This window comes from Rossellomorea sp. GCM10028870 (assembly GCF_042666755.1).
Lineage (GTDB): Bacteria > Bacillota > Bacilli > Bacillales > Bacillaceae_B > Rossellomorea.
Map to the genome: position 1 here is coordinate 12928 of NZ_JBHTGN010000004.1, position 16126 is coordinate 29053.

The window sequence follows — 16126 nt, forward strand, 5'->3', positions numbered from 1 at the left end:
GGCAGAGGAGGATCAGACATTGAAAAAGAGAGCATTGATCAGTGTTTCAGATAAAAGCGGAGTCATCGAATTTGCTAAAGAATTAAAGTCACTCGGGTACGAGATCATTTCTACAGGTGGAACAAAAAAGCTTCTTCTGGAAAGTGACGTTGACGTTATGGGAGTTGAAGAAGTAACAGGTTTTCCTGAAATTTTAGAAGGCCGTGTGAAGACCCTTCATCCTAATATCCACGGTGGGCTACTTGCGAAACGCGGGGAAGAAAGCCATCGCCAGCAGCTTCAGGAGCAAGGAATCGAAGGAATCGACCTGGTATGTGTCAACCTTTATCCGTTTCAACAAACCATCGCTAAACCGAATGTCGGCGTAGAAGAAGCAATTGAGAATATCGATATCGGCGGTCCAACGATGCTGCGAGCGGCAGCAAAAAATCATCAATACGTAACGGTGGTAGTCGATGCGCTGGACTACGATGAAGTCATCAATGACTTGAAGCTGCAAGGGGAATTATCATTAGAAAAACGCCGCAAGCTGGCGGCTAAGGTGTTCCGTCATACGGCAGCTTATGATGCATTTATCGCTGAGTACATGACTGACATTTCAGGTGAAGAAAACCCGGAGCGCTTTACAAGAACGTACGAGTTAAAACAGACGTTGCGCTATGGGGAAAACCCTCATCAGCAGGCCTCTTTCTACCGTGCACCACTTGGCTCTGAATTCTCTGTAGCCATGGCAAGACAGCTTCACGGAAAAGAGCTCTCTTATAATAATATCAATGACGCGAATGCGGCTCTTCAAATTGTGAAAGAGTTTACGGAACCAGCGGCAGTCGCTGTAAAGCATATGAATCCATGTGGTGTTGGAGTAGGTACGACGATTTATGAAGCCTTCTCTAAAGCCTATGAAGCCGATTCTACTTCTATTTTTGGTGGAATCGTGGCACTGAACCGTATCGTGGATGAAGAAACGGCCAAGCAGCTTCATGAAATTTTCTTGGAGATTGTCATTGCTCCTGCTTTTAGCGATGAAGCATTTGAGATTCTTTCAAGCAAGAAGAATATCCGTTTATTAACGGTTCCATTTGAATCCACAAACAAAATGGAACGTAAATTGACAACCGTTGAAGGTGGATTGCTTGTTCAGGCGGATGACACATTTACCCTTGATGATGCTGATCTGAGAGTGGTAACAAAACGTCAGCCAACAGAAGCAGAGTGGGCAAGCATGAAATTAGGTTGGAAAGTTGTTAAGCACGTGAAATCCAACGCAATCGTTGTAACGGATGCTCACATGACAGTGGGAGTCGGGGCAGGTCAAATGAACCGCGTAGGAGCTGCAAATATTGCCTTGGAGCAAGCAGGCGAAAAAGCAAAAGGAGCAGCGATGGCATCTGACGCCTTCTTCCCAATGGACGACACCGTAGAAGCAGCAGCCAAAGCAGGCATAACAGCCATCATCCAGCCAGGAGGCTCCATCCGGGACGAAGACTCCATCAAAAAAGCCGACCAATACGGCATCACCATGGTCTTCACCGGAATCCGCCACTTCAAACATTAATTTGAGGGACGGACCTCCCTTATAGAAAGAAGCTTTTGTGAAATTACCGTATAAACCATGTGGGGGAACGATTTGTTGGGAACTGGGTGATTAGTCAGAGAGTGGGCAGAGGGACGGACCTCGGCCAAGCTCATACCCATTACCATATCTCTACCCCCGCCTAACCATAGATCCATTCCACATACAACCTCTCCTCATCTTCAACTCTGGTAGGAGAGGTTTTCTTAAAAAGGGGGCTTTTCAAGATGAAAGTACTTGTTATCGGTCGCGGTGGTCGTGAGCATGCCATATGTAAGAAGTTAGCGGAAAGTGAAAGTGTGACAGAGGTGTTTTGCGCACCTGGGAACGCAGGGATTGCCGGTGTTGCTACAAATCTTCCTTATAGTGAATCCAATGTGAGTGAATTAATCGCTTTTGCAAAAAGCGAGAACGTTGCTTATACCTTTGTTGGACCTGAAAATCCATTATTGGATGGAATCGTTAACAGCTTCCAAGCTGAAGGTCTGCAAATTTTTGGCCCGACCAAAGAAGCCGCCATCATAGAAGGAAGCAAATCTTTTTCTAAGGATTTAATGAAAAAATATAGCATTCCTACGGCAAAATATGAGGTATTCACAAGTGTTGAGAAAGCAATCGAATATGTAAAAGAAGTTGGCGCACCTATAGTCGTGAAGGCGGATGGGTTGGCAGCAGGCAAGGGTGTAGTAGTTGCTGAAACGGAAGAAGAAGCGATTGGTGCATTGGAAGAAATGCTTCTTGATGAAAAATTTGGAGATGCTTCTTCTAAAGTGGTAGTGGAAGAGTGTCTGTTTGGGGAAGAGTTTTCTTTAATGGCCTTTGTAAATGGTGAATCCGTTTATCCGATGGTGATTGCACAAGACCATAAGCGAGCCTTTGATGGTGATCAAGGACCGAATACAGGCGGAATGGGTGCGTATTCCCCGGTTCCTCATATTTCGGACGAAGTCGTGCAAGAAGCGATTTCAACTGTTCTTTATCCTACGGCTCAAGCGATGGTAAAGGAGAAACGTCCGTTTACCGGCATTCTGTATGCAGGTCTAATGTTCACAAATGAGGGCCCAAAGGTCATCGAATTCAATGCCCGATTTGGCGATCCGGAAACACAGGTGGTACTGCCGCGTTTAACTTCTGATTTCGGTCTCGTTGTAAAGAACATGATCGAAGGAAAGCCTGTGCAATTAGAATGGTCAGATGAAGCAGTTCTTGGAGTCGTTTTGGCGGCAGATGGTTATCCCGGTAAATATGAAAAAGGGATTGCCATCCCAAATCTTAATCAGTCATTAAAAGAAGGAACCCTTGTGTACCACGCTGGAACTGAGTTAGATGATAAAGGTGCCCTCGTTTCAAATGGTGGAAGAGTGTTACTTGTAGCTTCCTCTGCCGCTTCCGTTGAAGAAGCGCAGGCTAAAGTGTATAAAGAATTAAATAAGGTAGAATTCAATGGATTGTTCTATAGAAGTGACATCGGGAAGAAAGCTATCGAACACGTCTCTTCCTAGTTCTGCGAACATAAACAAAAGCAATGGCAATAATGCCGCCAATCAGGGAAAACAACACATACGACATATCCGTTAAATACTCCCAAAACATAAATAACAACTCCTTATTAATAAAAATATATTAAATCAAGAGTGCCAGGTCCTACCCCATTTAAGGGACGGACCTCGGCACTCTTGCCATTATTGGAATTCAAAGGCGGAATTCAGTTCAGGTAAACATGCCTTTGAATTGGGAAAGGGAGGGAGAGGTCCGTCCCTCAGCGGAGGTCCTTCCCTTCCATATTATCGCCATTTAGTGCTGCTTGGACTTCTTTGTTGGTGAGCTCTTCGGGATTGAAGTTGGATTCTTTTTTTGTATTGTCGAGCGGGTCTTGTTTGTGTTCGTTTGCTTGATGGTGATCTTGGTGACCTGTTGATTTGTCGGATTTCAGCATGTCTTTAAAGTTCATCATATCCTTGGCTTTGAATCCGGCAAATCCTCCGCTTCCGCCATTTCCCTCTGCGCCTTTTTCAAATAAGGCTGTAACAGGGCAGTAGCGCAGAATTCCTTCTCCTACTTTCATGGCGCCAATCACAGCCATCACGAGATAAGAGTCTCTCCAAGGACGTCTCGCAAGCTTTGATGTGCTCCAAGCCAGAATCGTGAAACCAACGGTGATGCGGATCAGGGCATTGATAATGCCGATGTTTGATGATACTTTCATTTATAAACTCCTCCTTAATAGAAAATTCACATAATTGTTGTAAACCGTTAATGCGTTAAATAGTAAAATATGTTAACATAAAATGAAACTTAAACTAATACCATTCCACTAGAGGAGTGTTCACATTGGAACAGCGCTACAGATGGAAGAACAAACAACTACGAGAACATGTACAAGTACTGAACGGAGAAATATCTCCGAGCCTTCTTTTAAAGAATGCAACGTACCTTCACTCGACTCTAAAGAAATGGGTGCAGGGACACATTTGGGTTTACCGTGATCGAATTGTCTATACAGGCGATCTGCTCCCGGAAAACCTTGAGAATTGCGAAATAGTGGACTGTGACTCACAGTACCTCGTTCCCGGATATATCGAACCGCATGTACATCCGTTTCAGCTTTATAATCCCCAATCTTTTTCCAAGTATGCATCCCAAACTGGTACAACGACATTCGTAAATGATAACCTGATGATGTTTTTACAATTGGAAAAAAAGAAAGCGTTTTCTTTATTGGGGGAATTCAATAAGCTACCTGTCACCATGTATTGGTGGACAAGGTTCGATTCTCAAACGGAGATGGCGAATGAAGAGGTAACCTTTTCAAATGGTGAAGTGAAATCATGGCTGGAACATGATTCCGTACTTCAAGGAGGAGAATTGACTGCTTGGCCGAGACTGCTTCAGGGAGATGACCTGATTCTCCACTGGATGCAGGAAGCGAAAAGAATGGGCAAGATCGTTGAAGGGCATCTGCCGGGGGCATCTGACAAAACCATTGCCAAGCTTGGCTTACTGGGGATTGATGGTGATCATGAAGCCATGACGGGTGAGGATGTATACAAGCGGCTTATTCAAGGGCTGACCGTCACATTGCGTCATTCCTCCATCAGGCCGGATTTGCCGGTCCTATTAGACGGCTTAAAAGAAAAGGGCATCGATTCGTATGATTCCTTATTGTTTACAACGGACGGATCGACACCAGGCTTTTATGAACAAGGTGTATTGGATTTCATGATAAAAATGGCGATTGATAAGGGCGTACCACCAATCGAAGCATATAATATGGCTAGCTACAACGTCGCCAATTACTATCACATCACTCATTTGCATGGGATGATCGCTACAGGCAGAGTGGCGAATATTAACTTCCTTTCGGCAATTGATGACCCGACTCCGATTTCTGTTCTCTCAAAGGGGATTTGGGTACGTAGAGATGGCGAGGAAATGGAGGATTCGACAGAAATAAACTGGGCATCAAACGGATTCAAGCCATTGTCCCTGAACTGGGAAGTGGGATATGATGACCTCCAGTTTTCCATGCCCTTTGGAATTGAAATGGTGAACGATGTCATCACCAAGCCTTACTCCATATCCATCAATCCATCTACTGATGAGCTGGATCTTGATCATGATCAATCGTTCCTCATGCTTCTTGATCGAAAGGGAGAATGGAGAATCAGTACAATGATCAAGGGATTCTCAACGGGTGTCATGGGATTTGCTTCTTCCTATTCGAATACAGGGGACATCATTTTAATTGGAAAAAACAAATCAGATATGATTGCTGCCTTTAAAAGAATGAAGGAAATCGGAGGCGGAATTGTTTTGACGGAGAAGGGGGAAGTCCTTCACGAAATTCCACTTCCATTAAGCGGCATGCTCTCTCATAAAGAGATGCCGGAGCTTATTGAGGAAGAAAAAGCACTTAAAGGTTTGTTAAAAGAAAGGGGCTATCGCTTTTCGGATCCCATTTATACATTGCTATTCCTTCAGTCTACTCATCTGCCTTATATACGGATGACACAAAAGGGAATCTATGATGTAATGAAGAAAACGGTACTCTTTCCAACGATAATGCGTTAAAATAGTAAAGTATAGGGAAAAGGATTTCTATAAAATAGGGGTGTCTAAAAACATGCTGAAAAGAGCTTTGATCATTGCTTTAAGCTCGTTTACACTTGTCGCATGTAGTTCAGATAAAGAGATAAAGAAAGAATCTGATAAAGAAGCTGCAACTCCGGTTGTGAAAGAGGAGACAGGAGTAGAAACGGAAGAGAAAAACCAATCACCTTTAACTGGTGAGGTACAAGAGAGAGAATCCACGGCGCGAGCGATTGCGGTCATGGTGAATAATCACCCAAAGGCCCGTCCACAATCAGGACTTTCAAAAGCAGACATTGTATATGAAGTCTTAGCAGAAGGTGATGTCACTCGGTTCCTGGCTATATATCAAAGCCAAAAGCCTAAAGAAATCGGTCCTGTACGAAGTGCCAGAGATTACTATGTGGAGCTTGCTAAAGGATATGATAGTCTATATGTAGCTCATGGATATAGTCCCGAAGCACAAGAAATGCTGACTAGCGGCTTCATCGACAATTTAAACGGCATGAAATATGATGGAACGCTGTTTAAGCGTGCAAGCTTCCGCAAAGCTCCTCATAATTCCTATATCTCCTTTGAGCATATCAAAGAGGGAGCGGAGCAGAACGGCTTTGATATGAAACGTCCACCGGAAGCATTGAACTTTAGTGACAAAGGGCCTGTAAGCGGAGAAGCATCCCAATCGGTCATGATTTCATATAACGATAATCCGCTGTTTAACGTAGTGTATGATTTCAACGAAGAAGAGGGCAAATACGAACGCTACTCAAATGGTGAACAGACCATCGATTACGATTCCAATGACCCTGTTTTAGTAGAAAATCTCTTTATAGTGGAAGCGTCGCATAAAATAGTCGACGATGCTGGCAGGAGAAACATTGATTTTGATTCCGGCGGGAATGCGTACTTGATTCAAGAAGGAAAACTCCGGGAAGTTCAGTGGCAGAACGTAGAAGGTAGAATTCTACCTTTTGAAAATAATAAACCTATCAGTTTGCGAAAAGGATCTACGTGGATCAATATCATTCCAAGTTCAAAAGGCTTGGCGGGGTCGGTATCATATCAAGAATAGATGGAAAAAGGAGTCTTTTTAATGCAAATAAATAAACTAAGAGGCAAGGAGTTGGATCAGTTATTCAATGCTGTTCTATCTCTACAAGATCTTGAAGAATGTTATCGTTTCTTCGATGACCTTTGCACAATCAATGAAATTCAATCTCTTGCTCAGCGCCTTGAAGTAGCTCGTATGCTGCAGGATGGGAAAACATATCATAAGATTGAAACAGAAACAGGTGCAAGTACTGCAACCATTTCCCGTGTGAAGCGTTGTTTAAACTACGGAAATGATGCCTATCAGCTGGTATTGGATCGTGTACATCAGGAAGAGAAATAATAGAAGAAGGACCGCTGTCGTCATGATGAGCGGTCTTTGTTTTTTTGTGTGATTTCATCGATTTCCCCCTTAGAATCATACAAAGTTTAACAATAGACGAGGTGATGCGGCCCCTTCCTACAAATGATATAATACGTTAGATGGATGTAAGAATGGAGGAACAAAGCATGTATGATGTCCAAAAATGGAGCCATGTATTTAAACTAGATCCGAATAAGACAATCGATGATGGAGATTTAGAAGCTGTATGTGAATCAGGGACAGACGCCATTATTGTAGGGGGAACGGACGGTGTAACCCTTGAAAAGGTTCTTGATTTGATGGCACGGGTGAGACGATATACTGTTCCTTGTATTCTGGAGGTATCAAATTTGGAGTCGATTACTCCGGGCTTTGATTTATATTTCATTCCGATGGTGATGAACAGCAGGGATATGAACTGGGTGACAGGATTGCATCACCGTGCTGTAAAGGAATATGGGGAGATCATGAATTGGGATGAAATCCTTGTAGAAGGATATTGTATATTAAACAAAGACTGTAAGGCGGCACAGGTTACGGAGGCCGATACAGATATTTCAAGTGAAGACGCGGCTGCATATGCCATGATGGCAGAAAGAATGTTCAATCTGCCGATCTTTTACCTGGAGTACAGTGGTACATATGGGGATGTTGAAACGGTGAAAGAGGTAAGAGATTCACTGGAAAACACAACATTATTCTACGGTGGTGGCATCAAAACCGTCGAGCAGGCGAATGAAATGGCTGCAGTATCAGATGTTGTCGTAGTAGGAAATGCTGTCTATGACAATTTGAAAGAAGCGTTAAAAACAGTAAAAGCAGTAAAAGGGTAAGGATTGAACTGGAGATCCGTCCCTAAATAGGATATAATGGAAACATAAATATAGAACGTACGTTCGTTATGGTGGTGTGAGAGTATGCAATTTTTGACTGATCGATTGTTGAATGGAATGAATCCCGAGCAGGCGGAAGCTGTGAAGGCGACAGAAGGGCCGTTACTGATCATGGCAGGGGCAGGCTCCGGGAAGACGAGAGTATTGACGCATCGAATTGCGTATTTAATGGTGGAAAAAGGGGTCAATCCTTATAATATTTTAGCGATTACCTTTACAAATAAAGCAGCGAGAGAAATGAAGGATCGTATTCATAACATACTGGGCGGGGCTTCTGAGAACATTTGGATCTCAACCTTCCACAGCATGTGTGTGCGAATCCTGCGACGGGATATTGATCGCATCGGGATGAACCGTAATTTTACGATCCTTGATTCTACCGATCAGCAGTCGGTTATCAAAGCGATTTTAAAAGAAAAAAATATAGACCCGAAAAAATTTGATCCCCGTTCGCTTTTGGGATCCATCAGCTCTGCAAAAAATGAGCTGACGACTCCTGAAGAATTGTCCAAGCAAGTAGGGGGTTATTACGATCAAGTGGTATCTGATGTGTATACAGAATATCAGAAGCGTTTACGGAAGAATCAGGCCCTCGATTTTGATGATTTGATCATGACGACGATCCAGTTGTTTCAGCGTGTACCGGAAGTATTGGAATTCTATCAAAGAAAGTTCCAATACATCCATGTCGATGAGTATCAAGATACGAACAGGGCTCAATATATGCTCGTTAAACTGCTGGCTTCCCGTTTTCAGAACTTGTGTGTCGTCGGGGATTCCGATCAATCGATATATCGCTGGCGAGGTGCGGACATTGCCAATATCCTTTCCTTTGAAAAGGATTATCCAAGAGCAACCGTTATTTTCCTTGAACAAAATTATCGTTCAACGAAGAGGATCCTGCAGGCAGCAAACGAAGTGATCCAGAAGAACTCGAATCGTAAACCGAAGAATCTATGGACGGAAAATCATGACGGTGAAAAGATCTCGTATTTCAGAGCGGATACCGAGCAGACCGAGGCTCAATTTGTTACCGGTAAAATCAAAGAGATGATGGAAAGCGGTAAGAGGAAGTACTCTGATTTCGCCATCCTTTATCGTACAAACGCTCAGTCCCGTGTGATGGAGGAAGTTTTACTCAAATCGAATATCGAGTACTCCATCGTCGGCGGCATCAAGTTCTATGACCGCAAAGAGATCAAGGACATATTGGCTTACCTGAGACTCATCTCGAATCCGGATGATGACATCAGCCTAATACGTGTCATTAATGTTCCGAAGCGGGGCGTAGGGGCAACCTCTGTGGATAAAATTGCCCGTTATGCACAGGATCATGATATTTCCATGTTCAGAGCGTTGGAAGAAGCGGACTTTATCGGGCTCAGTCCGAAAATAACGAAAGCTGTCATTGAATTCAAGGAAATGGTGAAAGGCTATACGGCCATGCAGGAATATCTGTCCGTAACCGAGCTTGTAGAAGAAATACTGGAGAAATCCGGCTACATCGAGATGTTAAAAGCAGAAAAGTCGATCGAGTCTCAAAGTCGCTTGGAGAACTTGGACGAGTTCCTGTCTGTGACGAAAAGCTTTGAGCAATCCAACGATGACAAGAGTCTGGTTGCATTTTTAACGGACCTGGCATTAGTGGCGGATATCGATAAGCTTGATGAAGACGATCAGCCAAAAGACTCGGTTATTTTGATGACCCTTCATGCTGCAAAAGGTCTTGAGTTCCCTGTCGTATTCTTAATGGGGATGGAGGAAGGGGTTTTCCCTCACAGCCGTTCCCTGATGGAAGAAGATGAGATGGAAGAAGAGCGCAGACTGGCTTATGTAGGAATTACCCGTGCTGAGGAACAGCTCTATTTAACAAATGCACAAATGAGAACTCTCTTCGGGCAAACGAAGATGAACCCTGTGTCCCGGTTCATTCAGGAGATCCCAGCTGAACTGTTGGATGATGTGATGGCAGAAAAGAAGAGTGCCTTCACACCTTTCGGGAAATCAGCAGCGAAAGCACCAGCGCGTCCTGCCCCGCGTAAGCCCGTTTCACGACCGGTTCAAACGACAACCGGTGGAGAATCTGTTGCATGGCAAGTAGGGGACAAAGCACAGCATAAGAAATGGGGGACAGGGACGGTCGTCAGTGTGAAAGGCTCTGGAGACAGTGTAGAGCTTGACATTGCGTTCCCGAGCCCAATGGGAATCAAGCGTCTTCTTGCCAAATTTGCTCCTATTGAAAAAGCGTAGCTTGTCGAGAGGGAATTCCCTCTCGGCTATCTTTAAATATCTGAACACTTTAGCAAGAAAGGGTTGTGGAAATGGATCGACAATCAGCCGAAAACCGTTTAAATGAATTACATGAACTGTTAAATCAATACAATTATGAGTACCATGTGCTCGACAAACCTTCTGTGCCAGATTCTGAATATGATCAACTACTGAGGGAACTTATCGAACTCGAAGATCAATTCCCTGATCTGAAAACATCCGATTCACCTTCTCAACGCGTTGGAGGAGCGATACTGGATGCCTTTGAAAAAGTGGAACACCGTACGCCCATGCTCAGCTTAGGGAATGCCTTCAATGAAGAGGATCTTCGTGACTTTGATCGTCGTGTCCGTCAAGCAGTCGGGGAGGACTTCTCCTATGTTTGTGAGCTCAAGATCGATGGGTTGGCAGTGTCCCTTCGTTACGAGGATGGTGTGTTTATCCAAGGAGCAACAAGGGGAGATGGCTCAATAGGTGAAGATATTACATCGAATCTGAAGACAATCCGTTCCATTCCATTGAAGATTTCTGAAAAGATTTCCTTTGAAGTTCGCGGTGAAGCATTTATGCCAAAAAGATCCTTCGAGGCGTTAAATAAAATCAAAGACGAAAAAGGAGAAGAGCCTTTTGCCAACCCCCGCAATGCAGCGGCAGGTTCACTTCGTCAATTGGACCCTAAAATTGCAGCTTCACGAAATCTCGATATCTTCTTATATGCGTTAGCGGATATTGGGGATACGGGAATTCATTCGCATAGTGAAGGATTAGATAAATTAGAAGGTTTGGGATTTAAAACAAATCCTGAACGAAAACAATGTGCCACGATTGAAGAAGTGATTGAATTTGTTGGAAAGTGGACCGATCAACGTCCTAATCTTTCCTATGATATTGACGGGATTGTGATTAAGGTCAATTCCTTAGAGCATCAGAAGCAGCTCGGAACGACAGCAAAAAGTCCACGATGGGCGATTGCCTTCAAGTTCCCTGCTGAAGAAGTGGTAACCGTGTTAAAAGAGATTGAATTAAGCGTAGGCCGTACCGGGGTGGTGACACCTACAGCGATTTTGGAACCGGTCCGTGTTGCGGGTACAACGGTTCAACGTGCGTCTCTTCATAATGAAGATCTTATTCGAGAAAAAGATATCAAAATCGGTGATCATGTCGTGATTAAAAAAGCCGGGGATATCATCCCTGAAGTGGTCAACGTATTAGAAGAAAAGAGAACAGGTGATGAACAGGAATTCCATATGCCTACTCATTGTCCTGAATGCGAAAGTGAGCTGGTCAGACTGGAAGGGGAAGTCGCCCTTCGCTGCATCAATCCCAAATGTCCTGCTCAGATTCGGGAAGGTCTGATTCACTTTGTGTCCCGAAACGCCATGAACATCGATGGTCTTGGAGAAAAAGTGATCAGCCAGTTATTCAGGGAGAAATTGATTGAAGATGTGGCTGATCTGTACCGTTTAGAGCGGGAGCAGCTTCTTCAACTGGAGCGCATGGGTGAAAAATCCGCAGATAACCTATTGGATGCCATTCAAGCATCAAAAGCCAATTCCCTGGAAAAATTGCTCTTTGGACTTGGAATCCGTCATGTTGGAGCAAAAGCGGCGAAAACATTGGCTCAAGAGTTCGGATCAATGGATAAGTTAATGACCTTGGGCAAAGAAGAGCTGACCAATGTAAACGAAATCGGTGATAAAATGGCAGATGCCATTGTGGCCTACTTTGAAAATGATGAAGCGAAAGAACTGATCCAGGAATTGAAGGATGCCGGTGTCAATCTTGAATACAAAGGACCAAAGCCGGTAGCTGCAAGTGAAGTCGACTCTTATTTTGCAGGAAAAACCATTGTGTTAACCGGAAAGATTGAACGATTAAGCAGAAATGAAGCAAAAGAAAAGATCGAAATGCTCGGTGGAAAAGTCACTGGCAGTGTCAGTAAGAAAACCGATCTTGTCATCGCAGGGGAAGAAGCAGGATCAAAGCTTACGAAAGCCAATGAACTGAACATTGAAGTATGGGATGAGGACAAGCTGATGGAAGAACTTAACCGATAAGAGGTGTAACGAGTAATGAAAAAAGGGATCTCGGTCGCTCTCTCCGCACTATTGTTATTAGGAGGCTGTGCTCCGACATTTGAAAAGCAGGATCAGGTCGTTCAGGAAAATCAAGATAGCGAAGCAAAAAAAGCGATCATTCCAAGCTTCCAGATATCCAAGGAATACTACAAGACGATGCTTCCATATGAAACGAGTAAAACCCGTGGAGTGGTCGTTAATGATTTAGGATCAAGATACGATATCAATGAAATCGAAACGGGCTTATTGAGGGTAGCCCAAAATCGTTTCTCAACGGATGAATACTTTTTCAAAGAAGGCCAATTCCTCACGAAGAAAACAGTTGATAGCTGGCTTCAACGAAAATATACAAGTGAACAGTTGAAAGAAAAGGGAATTCAAGAGTCTGAGAATGTAGGGCTTAACCCTGTCCAGGCAAACGGTGAGAGCGCACCCATCTACTTAGCACATGTGATTGAACATAATTACTTGATGAAAAAAGAAGACAACAAGGTCCACCTGGGTGGAGTGGCAATCGCTCTTTCGTTGAATTCTGTTCAGTACGAAACCAATCTCTCATCTGGAACAAGGACAGTAAAGAACATTAGCAATGATGTCTTAAAGGAACAAGGAGCGAGAATTGCCGACGAAGTCCTCAATCGTCTTCGTCAGAAAAAAGAACTTCAAAACGTTCCGATCATGATCTCACTTTATAAACAGGCTCCGAAAGAACAGGTCGTCCCGGGTCATTTCTTTGCCTACACAACCGTTGAAGCGAACGAAAGCAGTATCCAAAACTGGGAAGGAATCAATGAAGAATTTTACTTATTCCCTTCACCGGAAGCACAAGAAAATCATCCAAACGATTACAAAGTATTTAACGAGCTGAAAACGGATATCGAAAAATACTTTCCTGTTTACACGGGTCTGACGGGACAAGCACTTTACCAGAACCAAAAGCTGTCCAATATGAAATTCGAGGTTGCCCTGTCCTTCCAAGGAAAAGCTGAAACCATCGGATTTGCCCAGCATCTTTCCAGCATGATCAGCAAGCAGACGCCAGATACCTGGGATGTGGAACTCCTCGTGTCATCGTCCTATGGACCGGAAGCTCTGATCGTGAAGAAGCCTGGAAGTAAAGAAACGTATTTGCACATTTATGAATAAAAGAGGAAAAGGACTAATCTTATAGGTTAGTTCTTTTTTTTGTTGAGGGATAGAACTGTAGAAGTGTCACAGAAATTAGGCGGATCCTTTCGATAAATAAAAAAGGTTGGTATATTGAAAATACGGCCGATAAATCATTTTAAAGGTTGATGAAATTGAGTAAGGGTTGATAAATCTCAACAAGGGTCGATAAACCTGATCCTACCATTGTCATGTACTTCACGATATTTACAAAAAACGAAACCAAATGTGACGGATATACGTAATACATATATAGATTGAAGACAGGAAAGGGGAAAAGGCTGATGGAAATAATCGCATTTGTTTTAGCCGGAGGGGCTTTCTCGATTGTCATGATCCTTCTTGAACAAAACAAGAAATTAGAAAAGAGAGTGAAGAAATTGGAGGACAAAATGTAATCGGTAAAAAGCTTGGGGAATCTCAGGCTTTTTTGTTTGGCTTTTACAGAGAAATGACCTATCTGCATCAGCGACAATTAACCAGTTTCAAAAAGCCATCCAGGAAATTTCCTATTCCCCACCGTCTCACCATGTATATGGATGTATCATTTGTTGCAAAATAAAGATGCTAACGTTAGTGAAAAACTGTAATCGTAACAGAATGGTGAACAAAAAGTAACTTAATTTTATAAATTTTTATGAATAGATATAGCTAAAAAAGCGCTTTCATAAAAATATATGCATTTTACTTGAATAATTATTCATACGAATGAATGTATTTAGAAAATTCCGTCTGTTAATGTGGTAAATGTATGTTAGTATTAATAACGTTGTGAACTTGTTACGGAACGTCGCTTCGCAGAAAAAACTTTTTCAAACATTATTGAGTGAATAAGTTTACAACCCGTATGCATGGGGTAAAGAACTGTTGGATTTACAATTCGAGAGGTCTTTTAGCATGGTTCGAAAGTTAGATTAAGCACCTAACGAAAAGCAGTACAAATTTCTTGAAAGGAGAATGCTAACTACACAATGGATATAGCTACTTTAGTCACCTTTATCGTATATTTAGTTGGAATGCTCGCAATCGGTATTATCTCTTACAAATTAACAAGCAATTTATCGGATTACGTTCTTGGAGGACGTAGTTTAGGACCGGGGGTAGCAGCATTAAGTGCTGGTGCTTCAGATATGAGTTCATGGTTATTACTGGGACTGCCTGGCCTTGCTTATGCAATTGGTTTAGGTTCGATCTGGTTAAGTATTGGGTTAGTAATTGGTGCTTATTTAAACTGGAGATTCGTAGCTTCAAGACTACGTGCTTACACGGAGGTTGCAAACGATTCTATTACGGTTCCGGACTTCTTTGAAAATCGTTTTAGAGATGGTTCCCGTCTCCTTCGTGTTATTTCAGCAGTTATTATCTTGGTATTCTTTACCTTCTACACATCTTCAGGTCTTGTAGGCGGAGCGTTATTATTCCAGGAAACGTTCGGAATGTCTTACAATCAATCACTTTGGATTGGTGCTGCAGTAATCATTTCTTACACATTCCTTGGAGGATTCTTAGCAGTAAGCTGGACTGACTTCGTACAAGGTATTCTAATGTTCCTTGCGTTAATCATTACACCAATCGTTGCTATTACAGAGCTGGGTGGATGGAATGCTACAGTTGATGCTGTTCGTTCTGTTGACGCGGCAAATCTTGATACAATGAACACGATGACGGTTATGGGAGTCATTTCACTCCTCGCCTGGGGACTTGGTTACTTCGGTCAGCCGCATATCATCACCCGTTTTATGGCACTTAAATCCACCAAAGATGTACCAAAGGCACGCTGGATTGGTATGAGCTGGATGACATTATCAATGATTGGTGCTGTACTGGTTGGTTTCTCCGGTATCGCCTATTTTGCTGATATGCCATTGATTACAGGTGATGTTGATAATTCTGAGAAAGTATTTATCTTTTTTACAGATGTCTTATTTAACCCATGGGTATCTGGTATTCTGTTAGCAGCGATTCTATCTGCTATCATGAGTACAATCGATTCCCAATTACTTGTTTCTTCCAGTGCGTTAGCAGAGGATTTCTATAAAGCGATCATCCGTAAGAATGCTTCTGACAACGAACTTGTATGGGTGGGTCGTATCGGAGTGCTTCTAATTGCATTTATCGCGATTATGCTTGCTATTCAAGGTAACCCTGCGAATGGCGGCGGTACGAAGATCCTCGATCTGGTAAGTTACGCTTGGGGTGGATTTGGTGCCGCGTTCGGACCAATCGTCCTGTTGTCTCTATACTGGAAAGGTATGACACGAAACGGGGCATTGGCAGGTATGATCACTGGTGCTGTAACAGTCGTCGTTTGGAAACAGCTGACTGCAGCTGGAGTTATTCCATTCGAACTGTATGAAATTGTTCCAGGATTCTTCCTTGCTATTCTGGCAATCGTGATCTTCAGTAAGGTTGGACCACAGCCAAGTGCTGAAATCCAAGCTGAATTCGATGAAGCAGTTGCCAAAGACATCGTTAAATAATTAGAGTATCGATAAGAGGTCCGTCCTTCGTCACTAAAGAGTGGCTGAGGGACGGACCTCTTTTTTGTTGGCTAGTCTTGATATTTATGTTTCAGGGGAGAATTTGTGATACATGTCCTCCTTTGTAGGTGTTGCGAAATTTGTCGAAAGAAAATTACCAA

General features: G+C 43.0%; 12 protein-coding genes. 10 read left to right on the forward strand and 2 right to left on the reverse strand.

What is annotated here, in order from left to right:
- Window positions 1-19 precede the first annotated feature (19 nt).
- Both purH and purD read left to right on the forward strand, forming a co-directional pair.
- Window positions 20-1555, forward strand: a complete 1536-nt coding sequence (purH, locus tag ACFQWC_RS16400; protein WP_299741316.1) for a bifunctional phosphoribosylaminoimidazolecarboxamide formyltransferase/IMP cyclohydrolase — start codon at window positions 20-22, stop codon at window positions 1553-1555.
- A gap of 245 nt (window positions 1556-1800) precedes the next feature.
- Window positions 1801-3075 carry a phosphoribosylamine--glycine ligase gene (purD, locus tag ACFQWC_RS16405; RefSeq protein WP_299741317.1) on the forward strand — a complete coding sequence of 425 codons (1275 nt, stop codon included), beginning with the start codon at window positions 1801-1803 and terminating at the stop codon, window positions 3073-3075.
- Here the strand turns inward: purD and ACFQWC_RS16410 are convergent.
- Entirely contained in the window at window positions 3053-3166 is a 114-nt protein-coding gene (locus tag ACFQWC_RS16410; RefSeq protein ID WP_324746437.1) for an EYxxD motif small membrane protein, read from the reverse strand. The genes purD and ACFQWC_RS16410 overlap by 23 nt on opposite strands.
- Before the next feature lie 166 nt (window positions 3167-3332).
- Window positions 3333-3779: a YgaP family membrane protein gene (locus ACFQWC_RS16415; RefSeq protein ID WP_366141290.1), complete on the reverse strand. Its 447-nt coding sequence runs from the start codon at window positions 3777-3779 to the stop codon at window positions 3333-3335.
- A gap of 125 nt (window positions 3780-3904) precedes the next feature.
- Here ACFQWC_RS16415 and ACFQWC_RS16420 point away from each other — a divergent pair, with 125 nt between their 5' ends.
- The 8 genes from ACFQWC_RS16420 to putP all read left to right on the forward strand — a co-directional run bounded on the left by ACFQWC_RS16420 (window position 3905) and on the right by putP (window position 15965).
- Window positions 3905-5644 carry an adenine deaminase C-terminal domain-containing protein gene (locus ACFQWC_RS16420; RefSeq protein WP_299741318.1) on the forward strand — a complete coding sequence of 580 codons (1740 nt, stop codon included), beginning with the start codon at window positions 3905-3907 and terminating at the stop codon, window positions 5642-5644.
- Between the two features lie 52 nt (window positions 5645-5696).
- A complete protein-coding gene (locus ACFQWC_RS16425; protein WP_377108545.1) occupies window positions 5697-6734 on the forward strand; it encodes a DUF3048 domain-containing protein in 1038 nt (345 codons plus the stop codon).
- Between the two features lie 21 nt (window positions 6735-6755).
- Window positions 6756-7055, forward strand: coding sequence for a YerC/YecD family TrpR-related protein (locus ACFQWC_RS16430; protein ID WP_034760840.1), 300 nt, complete (start codon window positions 6756-6758; stop codon window positions 7053-7055).
- A gap of 167 nt (window positions 7056-7222) precedes the next feature.
- Window positions 7223-7909: a heptaprenylglyceryl phosphate synthase gene (pcrB, locus tag ACFQWC_RS16435; protein WP_299741320.1), complete on the forward strand. Its 687-nt coding sequence runs from the start codon at window positions 7223-7225 to the stop codon at window positions 7907-7909.
- An 84-nt stretch (window positions 7910-7993) separates the two neighbouring features.
- Complete coding sequence (pcrA, locus tag ACFQWC_RS16440; protein ID WP_299741321.1) at window positions 7994-10219, forward strand: DNA helicase PcrA; 2226 nt, start codon at window positions 7994-7996, stop codon at window positions 10217-10219.
- A gap of 71 nt (window positions 10220-10290) precedes the next feature.
- On the forward strand, window positions 10291-12297 hold the full coding sequence (gene ligA / locus ACFQWC_RS16445) for an NAD-dependent DNA ligase LigA (protein WP_299741322.1): 2007 nt from the start codon (window positions 10291-10293) through the stop codon (window positions 12295-12297).
- A gap of 15 nt (window positions 12298-12312) precedes the next feature.
- The gene (locus tag ACFQWC_RS16450; protein ID WP_299741323.1) at window positions 12313-13464 is read left to right on the forward strand and encodes a CamS family sex pheromone protein; all 1152 of its coding nucleotides are present in this window, start codon (window positions 12313-12315) and stop codon (window positions 13462-13464) included.
- A gap of 992 nt (window positions 13465-14456) precedes the next feature.
- Window positions 14457-15965 (forward strand): sodium/proline symporter PutP, encoded by a 1509-nt coding sequence (putP, locus tag ACFQWC_RS16455; protein ID WP_299741324.1) that lies wholly within the window; start codon window positions 14457-14459, stop codon window positions 15963-15965.
- The last annotated feature ends 161 nt before the right edge of the window (window positions 15966-16126 follow it).

What these genes read in the sequence shown, in the direction of transcription:
- purD (WP_299741317.1), top strand. Translation starts at nt 1,801, where the DNA reads ATGAAAGTACTTGTTATCGGTCGCGGTGGTCGTGAGCATGCCATATGT.
- ACFQWC_RS16450 (WP_299741323.1), top strand. Translation starts at nt 12,313, where the DNA reads ATGAAAAAAGGGATCTCGGTCGCTCTCTCCGCACTATTGTTATTAGGA.
- pcrB (WP_299741320.1), top strand. Translation starts at nt 7,223, where the DNA reads ATGTATGATGTCCAAAAATGGAGCCATGTATTTAAACTAGATCCGAAT.
- ACFQWC_RS16425 (WP_377108545.1), top strand. Translation starts at nt 5,697, where the DNA reads ATGCTGAAAAGAGCTTTGATCATTGCTTTAAGCTCGTTTACACTTGTC.
- ACFQWC_RS16410 (WP_324746437.1), bottom strand. Translation starts at nt 3,166, where the DNA reads ATGTTTTGGGAGTATTTAACGGATATGTCGTATGTGTTGTTTTCCCTG.
- ACFQWC_RS16415 (WP_366141290.1), bottom strand. Translation starts at nt 3,779, where the DNA reads ATGAAAGTATCATCAAACATCGGCATTATCAATGCCCTGATCCGCATC.
- ligA (WP_299741322.1), top strand. Translation starts at nt 10,291, where the DNA reads ATGGATCGACAATCAGCCGAAAACCGTTTAAATGAATTACATGAACTG.
- ACFQWC_RS16430 (WP_034760840.1), top strand. Translation starts at nt 6,756, where the DNA reads ATGCAAATAAATAAACTAAGAGGCAAGGAGTTGGATCAGTTATTCAAT.
- pcrA (WP_299741321.1), top strand. Translation starts at nt 7,994, where the DNA reads ATGCAATTTTTGACTGATCGATTGTTGAATGGAATGAATCCCGAGCAG.
- putP (WP_299741324.1), top strand. Translation starts at nt 14,457, where the DNA reads ATGGATATAGCTACTTTAGTCACCTTTATCGTATATTTAGTTGGAATG.